The 22,351-nt window shown below is 71.5% G+C and carries 12 protein-coding genes; all 12 read right to left on the reverse strand.

Annotated features, from left to right (window positions below; genetic code table 11):
• Positions 1-6,785 (reverse strand): Ig-like domain-containing protein (locus tag ACE3T5_RS16170; RefSeq protein ID WP_374669113.1); only part of this gene is annotated, 6,785 nt, incomplete at its 3' end.
• Between the two features lie 7 nt (positions 6,786-6,792).
• Entirely contained in the window at positions 6,793-7,704 is a 912-nt protein-coding gene (locus ACE3T5_RS16175; RefSeq protein ID WP_374669114.1) for an efflux RND transporter periplasmic adaptor subunit, read from the reverse strand.
• A complete protein-coding gene (locus ACE3T5_RS16180; RefSeq protein WP_374669115.1) occupies positions 7,701-9,578 on the reverse strand; it encodes a preprotein translocase subunit SecA in 1,878 nt (625 codons plus the stop codon). Before ACE3T5_RS16180 ends, ACE3T5_RS16175 begins: the two co-directional genes overlap by 4 nt.
• Before the next feature lie 13 nt (positions 9,579-9,591).
• Positions 9,592-11,712 (reverse strand): hypothetical protein, encoded by a 2,121-nt coding sequence (locus tag ACE3T5_RS16185; protein WP_374669116.1) that lies wholly within the window; start codon positions 11,710-11,712, stop codon positions 9,592-9,594.
• Entirely contained in the window at positions 11,712-13,082 is a 1,371-nt protein-coding gene (locus tag ACE3T5_RS16190; RefSeq protein WP_374669117.1) for an HlyD family efflux transporter periplasmic adaptor subunit, read from the reverse strand. Before ACE3T5_RS16190 ends, ACE3T5_RS16185 begins: the two co-directional genes overlap by 1 nt.
• 53 nt (positions 13,083-13,135) lie before the next feature.
• The gene (locus ACE3T5_RS16195) at positions 13,136-14,638 is read right to left on the reverse strand and encodes a cyclic nucleotide-binding domain-containing protein (RefSeq protein WP_374669119.1); all 1,503 of its coding nucleotides are present in this window, start codon (positions 14,636-14,638) and stop codon (positions 13,136-13,138) included.
• Positions 14,635-16,185 (reverse strand): polyphosphate:AMP phosphotransferase, encoded by a 1,551-nt coding sequence (pap, locus tag ACE3T5_RS16200; RefSeq protein ID WP_374669120.1) that lies wholly within the window; start codon positions 16,183-16,185, stop codon positions 14,635-14,637. The genes ACE3T5_RS16195 and pap overlap by 4 nt, the downstream gene beginning before the upstream one ends.
• Positions 16,186-16,258: 73 nt before the next feature.
• A complete protein-coding gene (locus ACE3T5_RS16205; RefSeq protein ID WP_374669121.1) occupies positions 16,259-16,744 on the reverse strand; it encodes a VOC family protein in 486 nt (161 codons plus the stop codon).
• Complete coding sequence (locus ACE3T5_RS16210) at positions 16,741-17,850, reverse strand: alkaline phosphatase D family protein (protein WP_374669122.1); 1,110 nt, start codon at positions 17,848-17,850, stop codon at positions 16,741-16,743. The genes ACE3T5_RS16205 and ACE3T5_RS16210 overlap by 4 nt, the downstream gene beginning before the upstream one ends.
• Positions 17,851-17,860: 10 nt before the next feature.
• Positions 17,861-19,909, reverse strand: coding sequence for an acetyl-CoA carboxylase biotin carboxylase subunit (locus ACE3T5_RS16215; RefSeq protein WP_374669123.1), 2,049 nt, complete (start codon positions 19,907-19,909; stop codon positions 17,861-17,863).
• A gap of 20 nt (positions 19,910-19,929) precedes the next feature.
• Positions 19,930-21,462 carry an acyl-CoA carboxylase subunit beta gene (locus ACE3T5_RS16220; RefSeq protein WP_374669124.1) on the reverse strand — a complete coding sequence of 511 codons (1,533 nt, stop codon included), beginning with the start codon at positions 21,460-21,462 and terminating at the stop codon, positions 19,930-19,932.
• A gap of 13 nt (positions 21,463-21,475) precedes the next feature.
• A partial coding sequence (gene meaB, locus ACE3T5_RS16225) for a methylmalonyl Co-A mutase-associated GTPase MeaB (RefSeq protein WP_374669125.1) occupies positions 21,476-22,351 on the reverse strand: 876 nt, incomplete at its 5' end.

Below are 22,351 nucleotides of genomic sequence, written 5' to 3' on the forward strand. Positions count from 1 at the left end.
GGCCAGCCGCAATCCGGCGCCGCCTCGTTGCCGCCGGGATCGACTACCCCGCCCGGCGCCGGCGCTGGGGCGGGGGTGGGGGCCGGCGTGGCAGGCGGCGGTGCAGGCGTGGGCGCCGGCGCGGGATCCGTTGGCGACGTTGGCGGCGCCGGGGCCGGGCCTGGGCCGGGCGCCGGCGACGGCGTGGCGCCGTCGGTGGCGGGCGCCGGCGCTGGCGCCAAGGGGGCAGGCGCGGCCGTCACGGTGATGGAGAGGCTGCCGGTCACCTGGTCACTGCCACCACCGGCCGTGCCGCCGCTGTCCTGCACCGACCAGCTCAGCGTGCCACTGCCGGCGACGGACGCCGCGGACGCATCGAAGCGCAGTCCCTGCAACTGCGCCACCGTGTACGAAGTGCCGGTGGCGGCTGGCGTCACGCCGTCGGCCAGCACCACCCGCCCGAGCGATGCAAGGGGCAGCGCCGTGAAGGAGACGGTGAGGGTCTGCCCGGCCTCGTCCGCGCCGCCACCAGGGCCATAGCCCAGGCTGCCCAGGCCCAGGTCTGCCGCCGCTGCCCCTTGCACGAACGAGGGCGTCGCGGGGACGGAGCCGGTCTGCACCGGTGCATCGTTCACCGCCGACACGGTGACCGTGACGCTGGCCGTGGCGGTGCTGAAGGCCGTGGTGCCGCCGGCCGCGCTGGCATCGGCGGTCGTGAGGCCCGAAGTGCCGCCGGTCTGGTCCCAGGCCTTGACCTGCAAGGCCGCCGACACGCCGTTCCAGTCGGCATCGGGCACAAAGCGCACGCGGGCCAGGCCGTCGGCGGGCAGCAGGCGCGCGCTGGCGGCCGTGGGGGCACCCATGGCCGACCACGTGTTGCCGCCGTCGACGCTGGCCTCCCAGTGGCCGCCGGTGGTGCCAGCGCCGATCACCGCAATGCCGGAGAGCGCGCCCGCATCGGGGTCGGTCACCTGCCCGGACAGGAGCGCCGAGACTGCCAGGCCCGGGTTGGCCGCCGCGTCCTCTTGCAGGGCCGGCATGGCTTGCACGCCCGCCAGCACGGGGGCCGTGTTGGGCGCTGCCGTGACGGTGATCGACAGCGTGGCGGAGGAACCGGTCTGCGTGGTGTAGGTCACCACGGGCGCAGCCCCGGTGAAGCCCAGCGTGGGCGTGAAGGTGTAGACCCCGTTCGCGGCCACGGTCACGCTGCCGGCGCTGCCCAGCACGGCGGACTGGCCGGGCGTGTAGGGGGTGGCATCGCCGGCCACGCGGAAGCTCGCGACGGCCAGCGTGTCGTCGACATCACTGTCGTTGGCGAGCAGGTTGCCGGTGGCCGGTGCATTGCTGGCCGTGGTGGCGGTGTCCGCCACCAGCGTGCTGGGGTCGTCGACGGCCGTCACCACCAGATGCAGCTCGGCGCTGGCACCCGTGCCGGTGAGGTAGGTCACCGTCGGCACGGTGCCATTGAAGTGCGCCACGGGGGTGAAGGTGGCCGCCCCGTCCGAGTCGATGCGCAGGGTGCCCACGCCCGTCAGCGTGGCCGTCTGCCCGGCCGGCGTGGTGGCAATGGCGCCGGCCACGCGGAAGCCGGTGACGGTGAGCACGCTGTCCGGGTCGCTGTCGTTGCTCAGCACGTTGCCGGTCCAGGCGCCGTCTTCCGCCAGCGTGCCGTTGTCGGCGACCGCCACGGTGGGGTCGTCGACCGGCGTCACCGACAGGTCCAGTGTGCTGCCGATCCCGGTGCTGGTGAGATAGGAGACGAGCGGCACGCTGCCGCTGAAGCCCGCCACCGGCGTGAAACTGTAGGCGCCGTCGGAGGCGATGGAGAGCGTGCCGACACTGCCGATCGTGGCCGTCTGGCCCGCCGCATAGGCCGTCGCATCGCCCGCCACCGTGAAGCTGGCCAGCGACAGGGCGCTGTCCACGTCGCTGTCGTTCGTGAGCACGTTGCCGCTGACCGCCGTGGCCTCTGCCGTGGTCGCCGAATCGGGATTGGCGCGCGTCGGGTCGTCCACCGGCGACACGGTGATGCGCAGCGTGCTGGCGGAGCCGGTGGAGGTGGTGTAGGTGACCTGCGGCACCGTGCCGCTGTACTCGGCCACCGGCGTGAAGGTGTAGGCGCCGCCGCCGCCCAGCGTGAAGGTGCCGACGAGCGCGAGGGTCGCGGTCTGGCCGGCGGTGCGCACCGTGGGGTCGCCGGCGACCTGATAGCTCGCGATGCCGAGCACGTTGTCGACGTCGCTGTCATTGGTCAGCACGTTGCCGGTGGCCACGGTGTCCTCGGCCACGGTCTGCGTGTCGGCCACCAGCACGCTGGGGTCGTCCACCGGCGTGAGGGTGATGTCCAGCGTGCTGGTGACACCGGTGTTCGTGGTGTAGGTGACGCGCGGCACGGCACCGTTGAAGTCCGCCACCGGCGTGAAGCTGAACGCGCCCGAGGCCGCCAGCGTCATGCTGCCCTTGCCCGCCAGCACCACCGTCTGCCCCGCGTTGTAGGCGGCCGCATCACCCGCGATACGGAAGCTCGCCACCGCCAGCGTGTCGTCCACGTCCACGTCGTTGGTCAGCACGTTGCCGCTGGCCGTGCTGTCTTCCGCCACCGTGGCCGTGTCGGCCGTGAGCACGCTCGCGTCGTCCACCGGCGTCAGCGTGATGTCCAGCGTGCCGGTGGACCCGGTGCTGGTCGTGTAGGTGACGCGCGGCACCGCGCCGTTGAAGTCCGCCACCGGCGTGAAGCTGTAGGCGCCACCGGCGGCCAGCGTCACGCTGCCCTTGCCCGCGACCGTGGCCACCTGCCCCGCGGTGTAGACCGTGGCGTCCCCAGCCACCTGGTAGCTCGCCACCGTGAGCGTGTCGTCCACGTCGGTGTCATTGGCCAGCACGTTGCCGCTGGCCGTGCTCTCTTCGGCCACCGTCGCCGAGTCCGCCACGATGATGCTCGCATCGTCCACCGCGGTGAGGGTGATGTCCAGCGTGCTGGTCGCGCCGGTCTGGGTGGTGTAGCTCACCTGCGGCACGGCACCGCTGAACTCCGCCACCGGGGTAAAGGTGAAGGCCCCGGCCGCCGAGAGCGTGAAGCTGCCCGCGCCGGACACGGTGACCGTCTGCCCGGCGGTGTAGGTGGCCGCATCGCCAGCCACGCGGAAGCTGGCCACGGTGAGCGTGTCGTCCGGATCGGTGTCGTTGGCGAGCACATTGCCCGAGGCCACGCTGTCCTCGGTCACCGTGACGCTGTCGGCCACCAGCACGCTGGGGTCATCCACCGAATCGACCGTGATGCCGAGCGTGCTGCTGGCGCCGGTGCCCGTGGTGTAGGTGACCCGTGGCACCGCGCCGTTGAAGCCGGTGAGCGGGTTGAACGTGTAGCCGCCATCGCCCGCGAGGCTGAAGGTGCCCACGCCGGTGATCGCCACCGTCGCCGCGGGCGCGTAGGTCGTGGCATCCCCCGCCACGCGGAAGCTGGCCACCGTGAGGACGCTGTCCACGTCGGTGTCGTTGGTCAGCACGTTGCCCGTGCTGGTGGTGTCCTCCGGCACCGAGTCGGCGTCGGCCACCAGCACGCTGGGGTCGTCCACCGGCGTGAGGGTGATGTCCAGCGTGCTGGTGACGCCGGTGTTCGTGGTGTAGGTGACGCGCGGCACCGCACCGTTGAAGTCCGCCACCGGCGTGAAGCTGAACGCGCCCGAGGCCGCCAGCGTCAGGCTGCCCTTGCCCGCCAGCACCACCGTCTGCCCCGCGTTGTAGGTGGCCGCATCACCCGCGATGCGGAAGCTCGCCACCGCCAGCGTGTCGTCCACATCCACGTCGTTGGTCAGCACGTTGCCGCTGGCCGTGCTGTCTTCCGCCACCGTGGCCGTGTCGGCCGTGAGCACGCTCGCGTCGTCCACCGGCGTCAGCGTGATGTCCAGCGTGCCGGTGGACCCCGTGCTCGTGGTGTAGGTGACGCGCGGCACCGCGCCGTTGAAGTCCGCCACCGGCGTGAAGCTGTAGGCGCCGCCGGCGGCCAGCGTCACCCTGCCCTTGCCCGCCACCGTGGCCACCTGCCCCGCGGTGTAGACCGTCGCATCCCCGGCCACCTGGTAGCTCGCCACCGTGAGTGTGTCGTCCACGTCGGTGTCATTGGCCAGCACGTTGCCGCTGGCCGTGCTGTCCTCGGCCACCGTCGCCGAGTCCGCCACGATGATGCTGGCGTCGTCCACTGGCGTGACGGTGATGGTGCTCGTGGCGGTCGCCACGCTGAAGGCCGTACTGCCGCCGGTGGCAGCCACGCTCACCACCTGGCCGGCCGTGCCCGAGCTGCGGTCCCAGGCGCGCAGCGTGACGGTGCTCGACCCATGGTAGTTCGCCGCCGGCACGAAGCGCAGCCGCGACTGGGCGTCCGCCGCCAGCAGCAGCGCCGCGGCGTCCGAGGCGCTGCCGACATTCGACCAGGTCGTGCCGTCCAGGGTGTACTGCCAGGTGCCGTTGGTGTTGTCGGCCCCGACGACCGCCACGCCGCGCAGCGCGCCCACATCGTTGTCCGTGATGTGGCCGGCCACCAGCGTGGCCACCAGCGTGCCGCTGCCGGGCGGTGCGTCCTCGGCGATGGGCGCGAAGGCCTCGGCGCCATCGAGCACCGGCGCGCCATTGAAGATGGCGAACACGGCGACCACCGCATCCTGCCCCCCGACCGGCGCGGACCGGTAGGCGCCCGCAGAGGCCATGCCGGCCTGGTTGGTGCTGCCCACCACGTAGAAGGCCTCGCCCCGCGCCGCCACGCCGCCCGGGCTGTAGCGCTCGCCGTAGTAGGTGCCGTACTGCAGCGCGCCGGCCCCGCTGACCGACGTGTCCAGCACCAGCAGGAAGGCGCTGTTGCCGCTGTTGGTGGTGCGGATCGCATCCGCCGTGGTGGGCAGGTTCGACGTATCGGTCTCGCCCATGATGACGGCCTTGCCGTTCATCACGGCCACGCCGGCAGGGCGGTCGATCAGGCCGGCATTGGTGTTGCCGGAGGTGTCCTGGCTGCCGCCGATGAACGAGGAGTACACCAGCGAGGCAGCACCGCTCTGACCCAGGTCGTAGATGCGCAGAAAGCCGGTGAGGTGCCGGACCGCAGAGGTATCGAAGGCACCCGACGTGGTGGTGAAGGTCGACGAATCCGGCCGGTCCGTCTGCCCGACCACGAAGGCGCGGCCCGACGCATCCAGCGCCACCGACCAGGCCTCGTCGTCGCGATCCCCGCCCACGTAGCTGGCGTAGCCGAGCGTGCCACTGCTGTCGTAGCGGGCAATGAAGCCATCGATGCCCCCGCCGCGGCTGGCCGCATGGGCGGAGGCGGTGGTGAGCATGTCGTTGGATTTCGTCGTGCCGACGATGACTGCGTTGCCGGCCGCATCCACGGCCAGGCCGTTCGCGCCGTCGTCGTTCGAACCGCCGAACTGCACCTGGTACAGCGCCGCCCCCGTGGCGCTGTACTTGTGGAGGAAGGCGTTGTCGGAGTTGCCCAGCAGCACACCCAGCAGACCGCCGACCAGGCTGTTGTTGGTGATGAGTCCGGCCACGTGGATGTTGCCCGCCGAATCGACGGCGACCGCATTGCCCGAGTCTTCCGGGCCCGACCCGCCAAACTGCCGGGTGAACACCAGCGAGTTGCCTGCGGCATCCAGGCGCAGCACGAAGGCGTCGCGGGCGCCCGAGGGCGCACCACCTGCCCCCGCGAAATCATTGGAACGCGTCCAGCCGGTGACGGCCACCGAGCCGTCCGCCGCCACCGCGACGGCGTTGCCCTGCTCGTCCCCGGCGCCGCCAATGCGCGTGGCGTACAGCAAGGTGCCGAGGTCGGCGCTGAACTTGGCGACATACACGTCCCCGGGCGACGCGTTGCTGCCGATCCGCGTGGCGAGGTCGCCGGTGCTGGAGAGCGTTCGGCCGGTGACGTACACCGAGCCGTCCGACCCCACCGCCACGCCCAGGGCCGACTCGCTGCCGGTACCGCCGAAGTAGGTGGCATAGGCCAGGATGGGATCGATCACCAGCGGCCGCGTGGCGTCATAGGCCCCGAGCCGGAAGGCCACGGTGCCATCGTCCCGCAGCACGAACTGGCTCTCCACCGCCTCGCGGCCCAGCGGGCCAGCCTGGTAGCTGATCGGGGCGCGGAAGCGCAGCTCCTGCGACGTGCCTGCCACCCGTATCAGCAGGTCACCCCCCTCGATGCGCACGCTCTGCGCGCCGTCGAACCGCAGCGCGATCTGACCGGGGTCCGCGCCGGGGGCGAGCAGGAAGTCGTACTCCAGCTCGCTGCGCGTGCCGTAGTAGCGCACGTCCACGCCGTCGTAGACGTCGCGGTACAGCACCGCGTCATAGGTGGCAATGCCGGTGTGCCAGGCCGACGGGTCATTGCCCACGATCACGTTGGCGCGGGTGACCAGTTCTCCCTCGCCTTCGCCGGCCCCTTCGCGGCCGCCCACGAAGCCGAGCGTAACGACCTGCGCGGCCCCCGCGAGGCCGATCCGCGCCTGGCCGCCGGCGAGCTCGATGGCATAGCCGCTGCCATGGGCGGTGAAGTCCACGCCCTCGGCCGCCTGGCCCTGGTTGATCTCGAACGGCAGCCGCGTGGTGGCGAACGCCTCGGCCACCGCCTGCACCTGGGGGGCAGCCTGCACCTGCGGCTCGACGACGCGCTGCTCCACCGGGCCATCGGGACTGCCGACGCCCGTGAGGGCCGCCGCCAGGTCGGCCGAGAACAGCAGGCGCGGCTCCATCGCCTCCACGTGCGGCGCGACCCGCCGCGGCGCGGTCGGCTCGGAGCGCAGCCAGCGTCCGAACATGGTGCCCTCAGGGGCGTGAGCCGGTGGTGCCGCCCAGCGCGGGCGACAGGCGCAGCCTCACGTCCTGTGAAGCCGGCTCCCCCGGGCGCGCCGGCCGGGATGCCACGGCGGGCGCGGCGCGGTCGTCCAGCAGCTCCGCCTTGCAGCGCAGGCCGGCTGGCAGGGCGTGATTGGCATTGGGCAGCTCCATGCGGGCGCGGAAGGTGTTGCTGGCGCCTTCGATCACGCCGTCGACCAGCGTCACGCGGGCGCGGCGCGGCGCCGCGCCGGGAAACTCGGGCGTCACCTGCATGAAGGCACCGGGCCGCACCGCGCCATACAGCGCCGCCGGCAGCACCACCTCCACCCGCAGCGGATGCACCTGGGCGACGCGGAACACGGGCTTCTCCTCCACCCGCTCGCCCACCGAGAGGAAGCGGTCCGCCACCACGCCGTCGGCCGGGCTGCGGATGGTGCGCAGGCCCAGTTGCGCGCGGGTCAGTTCGTGCTCGCGGGCATAGATGTCGCGCTGCTCGCGCGCCTGCGTGAGGCGCTGCTGCGCCACCTGGGCTTCGGCACGGGCCTGCTCCAGTGCCTGGCTGGAGATGAATTGCTGGCGGGCCAGATCCTCGGCACGCGCGAGCTTCTGGCGGGCCAGTTCCAGGTTGGCCTCCGCCGCGCGCACCTCGCCGCTGGCGACGGCCCGGCTCTGCGCCACCTCCACCGAAGCGCGCTCCACGTCGCTGCGCAAGGTGGCCAGGGCCTGGCCGCGCCGCACGCGATCACCGCGCTCGGCGTGCAGCGTCTCGATGACGCCGATGACCGGGCTGCCCACGTCCGAAGTGGCATGCGGCTCGATCAGGCAGCCCAGCGGTTGCGGCGCGGCGGCCTGGGCGAGCGCGGCCCAGGCCAGCGGCAGGAGACTGAACGACTTCTTCATGGGGCGTGGGCACGGCTGAATGCGAGGTCCGCCGCCTGCGCTTCGGACCATCGCGCGAGTGTTACACGTTGTTGCGACTGGGCATAGCCCTCCAACGCCTGGGCGAGACGGACGGCCCATCGGCTCCAGCGACTGTGGGCTGGAAGCTTGAGAAGGCTGACGGGCAGGCGCCGTGCGGCCAGCGGAAAGTCGAGCGCGACATGGTGTTCGGCGCTGCCAGGCTGGCCCTGGCGGCCGGCCCGGCCGATGAACTGGCGGTCGATCCGCCGCGAGCCATTGAGCTGGCACAGGATCACGTGCAGGCCGCCGGCCTGGACAGACGCCTCCGGCAGCAGGATGTCGCAGCCGCGGCCCGCCATGCTGGTGGCGACCGTGATCGTGCCCGGCAAGCCGGCGGATGCCAGCACGTTCGCCTCGTGGACGTCCTGCCGGGCATGCAGCACGACCGGCTGCGCGCCCTGCTCGCGCAACTGCTCGGCCAGGGCCTCGGCATCGGCGACCGACTCCACCCCCAGCAGCACCGGCCGGCCGGCGGACGCCACCGCCACTGCGCGGCGCGCCACCCACTCGCGCAGCGCCGGCGTGTCCGCATGCACGCGCAGGGGGTCCAGCCAGACCTGGCGCGGCCGATGCGGCGGCACGATCGTGACCCGCAGGCCGTAGGTGCGCCGCAGCTCGCCCGCCGACTCGCGCAGGGTGCCGCTGATGCCGCCCAGGTGCAGGTAGCGGCCGAAGAACTGCTGCACCGTGACGCGCGTGGCCGTCTCGTGCCGGTCGCCCTGCGGCAGTCCCTCCTTGCAGGCCACGAGCTGCTGCAGGCCCCGCGCCCAGGCACGGCCCTGGGCCGCCCGGCCGGTATGGGCATCCACCAGCACCACGCGATCCGCGCGGATCACGTAGTCGCGGTCCCGGTGCAGCAGCTCGCGGGCCTGCAGCGCCAGCACGGCGGCCTGCTCGCGATGGGTGGGATGGTCGCGCAGCGGCACCCCGCTGGCCGGCCAGTCCGCCAGCGTGGACCGCCCCGGCGGCAACAGGGAGACCCGGCTGGCATCGGCACTCACCCGGAAATGCACGCCTTCCTGCAGCGGCTGGACACGCTGCCACGCCTCACGCAGGAAATCGGCCTCGCCCGCATCGGCCTGGGCACGCGCCAGCACCAGCGGCGTGCCGGCCTCGTCGATCAGCAGGGTGTCGGCCTCGTCCAGCAAGGCCATGCACAGGCCGCGCAGCAGCGGCGCGGCGCAGCGTCCGCGCGCCAGCCGCGCCTCCAGCACCGAGTCGGCCACCGGTCGGTCCAGTCCATCCCGCAGGAAGTCGAAACCCAGTTCACGCGCGGTGCAGTAGGTGATGTCGCAGGCATAGGCGGCGCGCCGCGCCGCGGCATCGAGATCCGACGTCACGACGCCCACGCGCAGGCCCAGGGATGCGTAGTACGGCGACAGCGCCTCCGCGTCGCGGCGGGCCAGGTAGTCATTGGCGGTGACCAGATGCACCGGCGTGCCGGCCAGGGCGGCAGCGCCGGCGGCCAGCGCCAGGGCATAGGTCTTGCCCTCTCCCGTGGGCATCTCCACCAGGTGCTGCGCCAGCATCGCCCGCGCGGCATGCAACTGATGCCAGCGTGGGGCCCAGCCATGGCAGGCCAGCGCGCTGGCCGCGCGATGCAGCAGCCGCTCCACGGGCGCCAGACCCTCGGGCCTGCGGCCGGCCGCCACGGCGTCGGTCAAGGCGCGGGCAACGCCCTCCGCGCCGCCGAGGCGGGTCGATCGGCGCCGGGACCGCTCCGTCATCGGCCGCTGCGGGTACGGTCCCCACACTGGGCCGGGCGCGGGCCAGTCGCAGGCCACGCTGGCGGAGAGCGCTGCAGCGGCCGTCATGACGCCACCCCATTCACAGCGCACCGCCCGTGTCGAACTGCCGCAGCAGCAGCTGGCGCACCCGACGCCCGATCTGCAGCGCGACCGGCTCTGCTGGCAGATCCAGCCGGACCCACGCGCGCTGCCCCACGGGCACGCCGGCCGCGGCATCCAGGGCAACGTCGAGCGCGAACACCGGGTAGCGCGTGCGCAGGCCGTCGCGGTCCGCCGGGTCGACCGGGATCGGCCCGCCCTGACGGTCGCCGAGCGCGGCGGACGGCAGGACCTGGCTTGCGCCGGGCACGCCGGGCAGCAGGCGTGCGGGCAGCACCTCGCCAGGGGCCTGGGCCAGGCGCACCTGCACGGACCGCACCTCGCCGCGGACGCGCCCGTAGTCCTCCTGCGGGAGGGCGATGCGAATCTGCGGCGGACGATCCACGGCCACGTGCCCCAGCAGCACGCCGCGTTGCGCATGGCTGCCCGGCAGGTCGGCCGGCCGGGCCCAGACGACCCGCCCGGCCGAGCCGGCGCGCACGGTGAGCAGCGCCAGCCTTTCGCGCGCGCGGGCGAGCTCGGCCTCGTTGCGGGCCAGGTCCGCGGCCAGCCGCACGGACAGCGCCGGATCGCTGAGCAGGGCCGCGTGGTGCTGGGCACGCAGCGCACCCTGTTCGGCGAGCGAGCGGTCATGGGCGGCCTGCAGCGCCGGATCGGACAAGGTCAGCACCGCGTCGCCCGGCGCCACCATCGCGCCCGCGGGAACCAGCACCGCTTCGACCACGCCCTCCACCTCGGCGCGCAGCTGCGCGCCCGGGGCCGGCCAGACCACGCCCTGCGTGACCACGCTCGCGGGCACGGGCACGATGGCCAGCAGCACAAAAGCCGCCGCAGCCGCGGCGAGACCCATCCGTCGCCCGCGGGTGCCGGTGAGGCCCAGCCAGCGCCAGGCGCCCAGCAGCAACCAGCCGAGCAGGAACAGCGCCACGGCCCAGCCGGCGAGCCACGAATGGCTGCCGACCCAGCCGACCAGGGCCACGAACAGCAGCAGCCGGTAGATCCAGGCCAGCGGCGCGTAGGCCGCCAGCCACTTGCGCTCGCCGGGCGCCAGCAAGGGGGCCGCCCCCTGGGGTGCCCCCACGAGACCTGCCCATTGGCGCGCCCACCACGCCTGGCTGCGTGCCGCCAGGTTGGGCAGGTCCAGCAGATCGCAGGCCACGTGGTAGCCGTCCAGCCGCACCAGCGGATTGCCGTTCAGCAGCAGGGTGGAGATGGAACAGATCACCGCCACCGCCAGCGCCGCGTCGCGAACCAGGCCGTCGGACACCAGCAGCCAGACGGCCAGCGCCGCCGAGGCCAGGGCGAGTTCCACCGCGATGCCCGCCGCGGCCACCAGCGCCCGGTGACGGCGGTCCGGGAAGGCGTTGGCCGCCGAGGCATCCACGTAGGGCGCTGGCGTCAGCAGCAGCAGCGACAGGCCGACATCGCGGACCTCGCCGCCCAGACGGCGCACCGCGAGCGCGTGGCCCAGCTCGTGCAGCGACTTCACCAGGGGGTAGCACACCCAGGCCAGCGCCAGACCCGAAGGCGACTGCAGCAGGCGGGAGGCGTGGGCCTGCAGGGCGCCGGCCTCCAGCAAGGCGGCCATGAACGCCCACGCCACGACCACCAGCCACAGCAGGCCCGCCGCGGGACTGAACACCAGTCGGCCCACCGGCGCGAGCCGGTCCAGCAGGTGCGTCGGGTCCGCCAGCCGGGTGCGCAGGAACAGCGGATTGACCCAGCCCTTGCGGCGCTGCTCGCCCTCCTGCGCGCGCCGCGCGAACAGCAGCGACAGATGCGGCGCGGCGTCGAACTGCACCATGCCGGCGCGAAACAGCTGCGCCAGCAGCGCCAGCGCCTCGTCCTGCGTGGGCGCCGCGGCACCGCGCAACTGCAGCACGCGGGCCCAGATGGCGCCCATGGTGTCGCGACCGTCGAAGCGTCCCACGAGATCCCAGGCCGGCGCGTTCAGGCGCACCTGCCGGCCGCCCGAGGGCTCCTGCAGCACCTGCCAGGCCTGGCCACGCACCTCGTGGCGCACGAGGCGCAGGCCAGGCACCAGGCTGGGCCGCAGCTCGGCGACGCGGAACCAGGAGCCGCTGACCAGGGATTCAGTCATCAGGGCCCCAGCCGCCACCAGGCGAGGCGCAGCCAGTGCCAGGGGCGCGCCAGCAGCCAGGCGCCCAGCGGCCGCCAGCCGACATCGACCTTGGCCACGCCGCTCAGGCCGGGCCGCAGCGTGGCCGCGTCGCCCGCGGCCAGCTGGCCCTCGACCTCGAAGAAGTTGCGGCCGTCACCGACCGAAGCCACCGGCAACACCCTTTCCACCGTGAACGCGAGCGGCGCGCCCGGTCGCGCCGACAGCGCGAGTGCACCCGGCTGGCCCGCGCGCACCCGGCCGATGTCGGCCTCGTCCACCTCCACGATCAGGCGGTGCCCGCCAGCGGGCGCCACCACCATCAGCACCTCGCCGCGCTGCACCGGCGCGCCCAGCCGGGGTGACAGGTCCCCCTGGATCACCACGCCGTCGAACGGCGCCGTCACGCGGGACCGCGCGAGCTGTGTCTCCGCCAGCGCCAGCAGCGCCTCGGCCTCGGCCGCGCGCGACTGGCTGACCACCATCTGGGTGCGGTCCTGCCGGGCCTGTGCGGCACGGAAGGCCGTCTCGTGCTGGCGCAGCTCCATCTCGCGGCGGCGGCGTTCCAGCTCCAGATCCTGCGAGGCGAGCTGCACCAGCACCTGGCCCTCGCGCACGGTGTCGCCGGGCCGGGCGCCCACCTGCTGCAGGTAGCCGTCCGTAGCCGCCACCAGGGCGCGCTGCACCAGGCCCTCGAGCCGGGCCGGTGCCGTCACCCGCCATGGCACTGGGACGGCCAGCACGGCCACGAGGCCGAGCGCGATGCCGGCGCGGCGCGGCATGCCCCCGGGCCGGCGCTGGAGCTGCTCGCGCCAGCGGCGCAGGCCCGACAGCTCGGCCTGGCGGCGCGCCTCCAGCACGGGCGCGGCCAGCAGCGCCAGGTCTTCCGCGCGGGTGATCTCGGCCAGCGTGAACGGGGCGTCGCGCTTCAGGCTGATCGCGCCGACGATGCGCCCTTCCTGCGCCAGGGGGATCGCGCAGGCAGACCCCGCACCGGCCCACTGGCGCTGCGCCTGCACGATGACATCGCCCTCGCGCACGGGCGGCCAGCTCACGGTGCGCTGCTGGTCGATGGCTTCGTGCAGGGCCGCCTGCACCGGCGGCGGCAGGTCACGGCGGGCGTCCGGCCCGTTGGCCAGGGAGTCACCCGCCGAGGCGAGCTGCGTGCCCTGGCGCAGGGCCACCACCACGTGGGCGGCCCCCAGGGACTGCGACAGCGCCACGGCCAAGGCGGTGGCGGCCGGCTCCAGCCCGGGCCGGGCCAGCACCGCCGCCAGCATCTGCAGCAGCGCGGCGGCGTCCGCCGGGGGTTCCGGGGCATGCAGCAGAAGGGATTCGGGCGCCTTGTCCATGAGCAGTCAGCGCGTCCATTCTCGCGCGTCGGCGGACCGCCGGAGCGGCCCCGTCAGTTGCCCAGGGAAAAGAAGTTCAGGATGCGGCGCAGCAGGTCGCCCGTGGGCTGGGCCTTGGCGCCGGCCTTCGCCAGGCGTGAGGCCCGCTCGGCCGCGCGCGCCTCCACCGTGGTGGAGATCTCCCGCGCAATGTCCGGCCGCTGGCGCAGCACCTCGGCAAAGCCCTGCTTGTCGAGCCGGTAGCACTCCACCGCCGTGGCCGCCACCACCGTGGCCGAGCGCGGCTCGCCGGTCAGCAGGCCCATCTCGCCGAACACGCTGCCGCCGCCCAGGGTGGCGACCTCCACCTTGCCCTGCGGGCCGTCGACCAGCACCTTGGCCTCGCCGCGGACGATGAGGTAGAGCCAGTGCGCCACGGCCCCCTGCCGGGTCATGATGTCGCCGGCGGCAAACGGGGCATGGATCAGCCGCTCCGCCAGCGCCGTCTGCTCCGCTGGCGACAACGCGGCGAACAGGTCGGTCTGGCGGATTGCCTCCAGACGACGCGCTGCCTCGCGCTGCTGCGCCGCGGCGTGCCAGACCTCGTTCTCCTTGATCATCAGGTGCTCTTCACGCGGCACGCCCAGCGGCACGTCGGCCCGGCCCAGGGCGGCCAGCGCATGGATGCGCACCGCCGAATCGGTGGGGTCGTCATGCTGCGGGTCGGACAGCCAGTAGCGCAGCGTGAAGCGGTTGAAGCCTGAAGCCACTTCCGTCAGCACGGCCGAAGGCGGCGGCTCGGCCAGCACATGGGCGATGGTGGCATCCAGCACCGAGCGCTCCAGCGCCTGGATCACCTTGGAAGGCTCGGCCTGCGAATCCACCTGGAACACCACCGCGCGCCGCACCGCCAGCGGGGCGCCGTCACCCGGCTCGCGCAGCACGTAGAAGCGGTTCTTCATCAGCCAGCTGTTGGGCACCATCACCAGCTCGCCGTTGCGGGTGCGGATGGTGGTGTAGCGCCAGCGGACGTCCTCCACCCGGCCGTTCACGTCGTCGAGCCGCACCCAGTCGCCCACGCGCAGGGAGTTGTCCAGCTGGATGACGATGCCGCCGAGCACGTTGCCCAGCGTGTCCTGCATCGAAAAGGCGATGACCGCCGTGACGATGGCCGACGTGGTGAACAGCTGCGCCGGATTCAGGCCGGCGAAGCGCAGGCACAGCAGCAGCCATAGCATCGACAGGCCGGCGTTCGTGAGGTCCTGCGCGATGCGCGGCACCGCGAGGCCAGCCATCGGCAGCAGGCCGCGGAACACGGTGACCGCAGCCACCTGGATCACCGCCAGGCCCGCCAGCACCACCCCCGCGCCGGCGATGGCGGTCGCGACCACCGGCTGGTCGGACAGCCAGGCACCGATGCCCAGGGTGATGGCAGCCAGCGCCAGGAAGCCGAAGGCGAAATGCAGGGACCGGCGCTCGGCCGGCCGCCGGATGCGCAGCCAGCCGGCCACCGCGGCGGCGGCGACCAGCCCGGCCCACAGGGCGGGCTGGAATGGCGCCTGGTCCAGCCAGCTCACTTCTTGCCAGCCTTGTCCTTCTCGGCCTTGTCCTTGCCAGCCTTGTCGGCCTTGCCGGGCTTCCCGGCGGTGCCGAAGGCGGCCTCCAGCCGCTCGCACAAGGTGCGGACGACCTCGATGCGCGAGAACAGCTTGTCATCGCTCGCCACCACATGCCAGGGCGCGATCTCGGTGGAGGTGCGATCGATCATGTCACCCACGGCGCGCTCGTACAAAGGCCACTTCTTGCGGTTGCGCCAGTCTTCCTCGGTGATCTTGAAGTTCTTGTGCGGCGTGTTCTTGCGCTCCTCGAAGCGGCGCAACTGCTCCTGCGGCGTGATGGACAGCCAGAACTTCACCAGGATGGCGCCCGACTGCGAGAGCTGCTCCTCGAAGCCGTTGATCTCGTCATAGGCGCGCATCCAGTCTTCCTCGGCGCAGAACTTCTCCACCCGCTCCACCAGCACGCGGCCGTACCAGGTGCGGTCGAAGATGACCGTGCGGCCATGCGGTGGAATGTGGCGCCAGAAGCGCCACAGGTAGGGATGGGCGCGCTCCTCGTCGCTCGGCGCGGCCACCGGGATGATGCGGTAGTGGCGTGCGTCCAGCGCGTGGGTGATGCGGCGGATGGTGCTGCCCTTGCCGGCGGCGTCCATGCCCTCGAAGGCCACGATCAGCGTGCGCTCGGCCATCTGCGGGCTGCGGCACAGCAGGGCCAGGCGCGCCTGCAGCGTCTCCAGCTCGCTCTCGTACTTCTTCTTGGTCAGCGCCCGCTTGTAGTCGTAGGAGCCGAGCAGCGTGCGCCCGTCGATGGCCACCGGCGGCAGCGGCACCGCGTTGACCGAGGGTCGCGCCTTCTCGTCCACCGCCGTCTTCAGGGCCTCCAGCAGGTAGTTGCCCGCGGTCAGCGCCCGGTATTCGGGATCGCTCGCCTCCACCACCAGCCAGGGGGCGATGCCGGTGCTGGTCTTGCGAAGGGCTTCCTCGCAGACCTGCACGAACTCGTCATAGTGGTCGGCGCGCTTGAGCTCCTCCTTCGGCACGCGCCAGGCGGTCTTGGGGTCGGCCCGCAGCTCCTTCATGCGCTTGCGCGAGGCTTCCTTCGAGAGGTGGAACCACATCTTGACCAGCACCGCGCCCTCGGCCACCAGCATGCGTTCGAACTGGCGGATGCGCTCCAGGCGGGCGGCGAAGCGCGCCTTCTTCTCGTTGCCCATCACGTGGGCCAGGATGGGATCGGTGTACCAGGAGCCGAAGAGGATGCCGATGCGGCCCTTGGCCGGCAAGGCCTGCCAGAAGCGCCACATCTCCGGGCGGCGGCGCTCCTCGTCGTTCAGCGGGCCGAAGGCCTCGGTGCGGATGTGACGCGGGTCCATCCACTCGTTGAACAGGTTGACCGTCTCGCCCTTGCCGGCGCCGTCGACCCCGTTCACCAGGATGATGACCGGGCCCTTGCCCTTCTCCAGCAGCTCGTACTGGGCATCCAGCAGGGCCGAGCGCAGTTCGGGCTCGCGCTTGCGGTACTCCTCTTTGCCCAGCTTGTGACCGATCTCGGCGGACTCGAACATGCTCGCTTCTCCTTCACGGGGATCTTCCCCAGGAGATTACAGCGACTGCGGCCCGCGTGGTGTTTGATCGGCGTCAGCCGGCAGCGAGGGCGTCGAACGCCCGCACCACCTCCGGCGGGGCCTGCACCAGTTCGATCAGCACGCCTTCGCCGCCATAGGGCAGCTCCTCGCTGCCCTTGGGATGGACGAAACAGATGTCGAAGCCGGCCGCGCCCTTGCGGATGCCGCCCGGGGCGAAGCGCAGGCCCTGGGCGGTGAGCCACTCCACCGCCTTGGGCAGGTCGTCGATCCACAGACCGAAGTGGTTCAGCGGCGTGGTGTGCACGGCGGGCTTCTTCTCGGGGTCCAGCGGCTGCATCAGGTCCACCTCCACCTTGAAGGGGCCGGTGCCGATGGCGCAGATGTCCTCGTCCACGTTCTCCCGCTCGCTGCGGAAGGTGCCGGTCACCTTCAGCCCGAACAGGTCCACCCACAGCTTGCGCAGGCGCTGCTTGTCGGGGCCGCCGATGGCGATCTGCTGGATGCCCAGCACGCGGAAGGGGCGGGTCGTGGCGGTCATGCGTTCACTCTCAGTTGGTTCAGGTCGACAGTCTGGCTGCGGCGGGCGACGCCGGCCAGGTCCTTCAGGTGCAGGTGCAGGCGGCGCGCCTCCCAGTCGATCTCCACCGTGCCGTAGTGCAACTCGGTGAACAGCTCGCCCAGGCGGTTGGGGCCGGCTTCCTTCGCGTCGCGCCACGGATGGGTGATGCCGCTGGAGGTGAGCTCGTACAGCGGATAGGGCGCGGCACGCGTCTCCCGGTAGAAGGCGCCGATGTGACGGTCCCCGGAGAGGAACACCACGCCGTTCGCGTTGCTCACCGTGATGAGCCGGTACAGGCGATGCAGCTCCAGCGGGAACAGGCCCCACCGCTCCCAGCCATGGCCGTCGGCGATGACCTGGATGCCCGAGACGATCAGGCGCACGTCGGCCGGCTGCCGCAGTTGCGCGGCCAGCCATTGCCACTGCGCCTCGCCCAGGATCGTCTTGCCGGTGGTGAAGTCGGGCAGGTAGCGCTCCTTACCGGGCGCGTTGCGCTGATCGGTGGGGCGCCAGGCGGACTTGAACCAGCGCGTGTCCAGCAGGATCACCTGCACCCGGCGGCCGGGCGGGCCGTAGGTCTCCGCGTGGTAGATGCCTTCGCGGCCCTGGCGCGGATCGGTCTGCGGCACCTTCCAGAAGCGCAGGAAGGCCTCCTTCGAGGCCTGCTTGTGCGGGAACTCGACGCCGCCGTCGTTCAGGCCGTAGTCGTGGTCGTCCCAGATCGCCAGGTGCCTCACCGCCTGGCGCAGGCGGGCGAACGGCTGCACCGCCGCCTGCGCCTCGTAGGCCTGCTCCAGCGCGGCCAGGCTCCAGGGCTGGGCGCTCGAATAGACGTTGTCGCCACCGAAGATCACCAGGTCCGGCCGGTCGGCCAGCACGGCGTTCCAGATCGGCTGCGGCTTGGACTCATCCGTGCAGGAGCCGAGGGCGATCTTGCGCAGCGTGCCATCGGTCGCGGCCGATGCACCCGGGCCGGGCGTGGCCTGCGCGGGCCGCAAGGGGACCATGCCGCAGCCCACGAGCGCGGCGCTGCCCAGGGCCGAGCCGGCGAGCAGCCCGCTGCGAACGAAATGACGGCGATCCACCGCGCGGCCCTCAGGCGAACTCGATGATCGGCTGGTCTACCGCGAGCGATTCGCCCTTGGCGGCCAGCACCTTGCCCACCACGCCATCGGCGGCGGCAAACAGCACGTTCTCCATCTTCATCGCCTCGATCACCGCCAGCCGCTCGCCGGCCTGCACCTTCTGGCCGGGCGTGACCGCCACATCCACCAGCAGGCCGGGCATGGGCGACAGCAGGAAGCGGCTCATGTCGGGCGGCGCCTTGAAGGGCATCAGCGCGTGCAGTTCCGCCGAGCGCGGCGTGAGGACGAGCGCATCCAGCCGCGTGCCGTTGTGGATGACGCGCAGCGCCAGCGGATTCTTGGCCACACCCCGCTCGATCTGGGCCGTGAACGCCTTGCCGTCCACGGTGCCACGGATGCGTGCGGCGCCGAGGTGCCAGTTGCTGCAGAAGGCGTAGCGCTTGCCATTCGTCTCCACCACGCTGGAGCCGGACACGGCCTGGTAGTCGGACACCTGGGCCGCCTGCCGCTGGTGCGCGCCGCTGGCGTCGAGCTTGACCACCACGAAGTCTTCGCCCACCTTGAACTCGTGCCCGCGCATCTGGCCGCTGATGCCGGCCGAGCGCTGCAGCGCGCGGCGATTGGCAAACGCCGCCAGGGCGACCAGGAAATCCGGGTCGTCATGCGGCACGTCCTCGGCGCGGAAGCCGCCGGCATAGTGCTCGGCGATGAAGCCGGTGTTGAAGTCGCCGGCCACGAACTTCGGGTGCGCCAGCAGCGCCGCCTGGAACGGGATGTTGCTGGAGACGCCGCGGATCACGAAGCCGTTGAGCGCCTCGCGCATCTTGGCGATGGCGTCGTTGCGATCGGTCCCGTGCACGATGAGCTTGGCGATCATCGAGTCGTAGTACATCGGGATCTCGCCGCCCTCGCCCACGCCGGTGTCCACCCGCACACCTTGCAGGTGCTCCGTATCCGAAGCCCACATGCTGGTCTTGGGCGGCTGGAAGCGCACCAGCCGGCCGGTGGAGGGCAGGAAGTTGCGGAACGGGTCCTCCGCGTTGATGCGGCACTCGATGGCCCAGCCGTTGCGCTTGACATCGGCCTGGGTGATCGGCAGCTTCTCGCCGGCGGCCACGCGGATCATCAGCTCCACCAGGTCCAGGCCGGTGATGCACTCGGTGACCGGGTGCTCCACCTGCAGGCGGGTGTTCATCTCCAGGAAATAGAAGTCCTGGTCCTTGCCGACCACGAACTCCACCGTGCCCGCGCTCTGGTACTTCACCGCCTTGGCCAGGGCCACGGCCTGCTCGCCCATGGCCTTGCGCGTGGCCTCGCTGATGAAGGGCGACGGTGCCTCCTCGATCACCTTCTGGTGGCGCCGCTGGATGGAGCACTCGCGCTCGTTCAGGTAGACCACATTGCCGTGGCTGTCGCCCAGCACCTGGATCTCGATGTGGCGCGGCTCCTGCACGAACTTCTCGATGAAGATGCGGTCGTCGCCGAAGCTGTTGCGGGCCTCGTTGCGGCAGGAGGTGAAGCCTTCGAGCGCCTCCTTGTCGTTGAACGCCACGCGCAGGCCCTTGCCGCCGCCGCCGGCCGAGGCCTTGATCATCACCGGGTAGCCGATGTCGCGTGCGATCTCCACCGCGCGCTCGGCGGACTCGATGGCGTCGTTCCAGCCCGGGATGGTGCTGACTTTCGCCTCGTTCGCGAGCTTCTTGGAGGCGATCTTGTCGCCCATCGCCGCGATGGAGTAGTGCTTGGGTCCGATGAAGGTGATGCCCTCTTCCTCGACCCGACGGGCGAAGTCCTCGTTCTCCGACAGGAAGCCATAGCCCGGGTGCACGGCCTGCGCGCCGGTCTGCTTGCAGGCGGCGATGATCTTGTCGGCCACGAGGTAGCTCTCGCGGCTGGGCGCCGGGCCCAGGTAGACCGCTTCGTCGGCTAGCGCCACGTGGCGCGCGTCGCGGTCCGCCTCGGAGTACACGGCCACGGTCTGGATGCCCATCTTGCGGGCGGTGACGATGACGCGGCAGGCGATCTCGCCGCGGTTGGCAATCAGGATCTTGGTGAACATGTTCGTCTCCTTCGCCGCGCTCACAGCGGAATGTTGCCGTGCTTGCGCCACGGGTTCTCGAGCTTCTTGTCGCGCAGCATCACGAGCGAGCGGCAGATGCGCTTGCGCGTCTCGTGCGGCAGGATCACGTCGTCGATGAAGCCGCGGGCACCGGCCACGAACGGGTTGGCGAACCGGGCCTTGTACTCGGCCTCCTTGGCGGCCAGCTTGGCCGGATCGCCCTTGTCCTCGCGGAAGATGATCTCCACCGCGCCCTTGGCGCCCATCACCGCGATCTCGGCATTCGGCCAGGCGAAGTTGACGTCGCCACGCAGGTGCTTGGAGCTCATCACGTCGTAGGCACCGCCATAGGCCTTGCGCGTGATCACGGTGATCTTGGGCACCGTGCACTCGGCATAGGCGTAGAGCAGCTTGGCACCGTGCTTGATGATGCCGCCGTACTCCTGGCTGGTGCCGGGCATGAAGCCGGGCACGTCGACAAAGGTCACCACCGGGATGTTGAACGCATCGCAGAACCGCACGAAGCGCGCGGCCTTGATGCTGCTCTTGATGTCCAGGCAGCCCGCCAGCACGAGCGGCTGGTTCGCCACGATGCCCACCGTCTGGCCTTCCATGCGCGCAAAACCCACGATGATGTTCTTCGCGTAGTCGGGCTGCAGCTCGAAGAAGTCGCCGTCGTCCACCGTCTTGGTGATCAGCTCCTTCATGTCGTAGGGCTTGTTGGGGTTGTCCGGCACCAGCGTGTCGAGGCTGGCGTCCATGCGATCGGCCGGGTCGTTGCTGGGGCGGATCGGCGGCTTCTCGCGGTTGTTCAGCGGCAGGTAGTTGTACAGGCGGCGCAGCATGATGAGCGCCTCCACGTCGTTCTCGAACGACAGGTCGGCCACGCCGCTCTTGGTGGTGTGGGTGGTGGCACCGCCCAGCTCCTCGGCCGTCACTTCCTCGTGCGTCACCGTCTTCACCACTTCGGGACCGGTGACGAACATGTAGCTGCTGTCCTTCACCATGAAGATGAAGTCGGTCATGGCCGGCGAGTACACCGCGCCACCGGCGCAGGGGCCCATGATCATGCTGATCTGCGGCACCACGCCCGAGGCCATCACGTTGCGCTGGAACACCTCGGCATAGCCGCCGAGCGAGGCAACGCCTTCCTGGATGCGCGCGCCGCCCGAGTCGTTCAGGCCGATCACCGGCGCGCCGACCTTCATCGCCTGGTCCATCACCTTGCAGATCTTCTCGGCATGCGCCTCGGAGAGCGCGCCGCCGAAGACGGTGAAGTCCTGGCTGAAGACGAACACCAGGCGGCCGTTGATCATGCCGTAGCCGGTGACCACGCCGTCACCCGGGATCTTGTTGTCGGCCATGCCGAAGTCGGCACAGCGGTGTTCGACGAACATGTCCCATTCCTCGAAGGTGCCTTCGTCGAGCAGCAGCTCGAGGCGCTCGCGCGCGGTGAGCTTGCCCTTGCCGTGCTGCGCGGCGATGCGTTTCTCGCCGCCGCCCAGGCGCGCCTTGGCGCGCTTGGCTTCGAGCTGCTGAATGATGTCGTGCATGGCGGGTGCCTCCTCAGGGAATCGGGTTCTGGAAAAGAGTCAGTAACGAACGCGCCGCGGCCGAGGGCGCGATGCGCGCCTCGTCCACGTCGGCGAGTGTTTGCGGCAAAGCGGCGCGCACCGCGGGATGCCGGTCGAAGGCGTGGCGCAGGCCGGCGTGCACCATGTCCCACATCCAGGCCATGGCCTGGTGGCGGCGCCGCGCCTCGAAGTCGCCACGCGCGCGGCGCCTGGCCTCGAAGTCCTTCACGGCGGCCCAGAAGTCGGCGATGCCTTGCGCCTTCAGCGCGCTGATCTGCATCACCTGCGGCTGCCAGCGGTCGCCGGCGTGCGCCGGGTTGCCGTGGAAGTTGAAGACGCGCAGCGCCGAGGTGATCTGCGCCTGGGCGCGCGTGGCGGCGTGAGGGTCGATGTCGGCCTTGTTGATGACGACGAGGTCGGCCAGCTCCATCACGCCCTTCTTGATCGCCTGCAGGTCGTCGCCGGCATTGGGCAGCTGCAGCAGCACGAACATGTCGGTCATGCTGGCCACCGCCGTTTCGCTCTGGCCCACGCCCACGGTCTCGACGATCACCACGTCGTAGCCGGCCGCCTCGCACAGCAGCAGGGCCTCGCGCGTCTTCTCGGCCACGCCGCCCAGCGTGCCGGCCGCCGGGCTGGGACGGATGTAGGCGGCCTCGTGCACCGAGAGCTGCTCCATGCGCGTCTTGTCGCCGAGGATGGAGCCGCCCGACACCGACGATGACGGGTCGATGGCGAGCACCGCGACGCGATGCCCCTGCGCGATCAGGTGCAGGCCGAGCGCCTCGATGAAGGTGGACTTGCCGACTCCCGGCACGCCGGAGATGCCCAGGCGGATCGCCTTGCCGGTCTCGGGCAGCAAGGCGTT

The sequence above is a fragment of the Ramlibacter sp. genome, assembly GCF_041916345.1.
Lineage (GTDB): Bacteria > Pseudomonadota > Gammaproteobacteria > Burkholderiales > Burkholderiaceae_C > Ramlibacter.

Bases quoted from the DNA above. Each gene is read 5' to 3' on its own strand.
- ACE3T5_RS16175 (WP_374669114.1), bottom strand. From the start codon at position 7,704: ATGAAGAAGTCGTTCAGTCTCCTGCCGCTGGCCTGGGCCGCGCTCGCC.
- ACE3T5_RS16180 (WP_374669115.1), bottom strand. From the start codon at position 9,578: ATGACGGCCGCTGCAGCGCTCTCCGCCAGCGTGGCCTGCGACTGGCCC.
- ACE3T5_RS16185 (WP_374669116.1), bottom strand. From the start codon at position 11,712: ATGACTGAATCCCTGGTCAGCGGCTCCTGGTTCCGCGTCGCCGAGCTG.
- ACE3T5_RS16190 (WP_374669117.1), bottom strand. From the start codon at position 13,082: ATGGACAAGGCGCCCGAATCCCTTCTGCTGCATGCCCCGGAACCCCCG.
- pap (WP_374669120.1), bottom strand. From the start codon at position 16,185: ATGTTCGAGTCCGCCGAGATCGGTCACAAGCTGGGCAAAGAGGAGTAC.
- ACE3T5_RS16205 (WP_374669121.1), bottom strand. From the start codon at position 16,744: ATGACCGCCACGACCCGCCCCTTCCGCGTGCTGGGCATCCAGCAGATC.
- ACE3T5_RS16215 (WP_374669123.1), bottom strand. From the start codon at position 19,909: ATGTTCACCAAGATCCTGATTGCCAACCGCGGCGAGATCGCCTGCCGC.
- ACE3T5_RS16220 (WP_374669124.1), bottom strand. From the start codon at position 21,462: ATGCACGACATCATTCAGCAGCTCGAAGCCAAGCGCGCCAAGGCGCGC.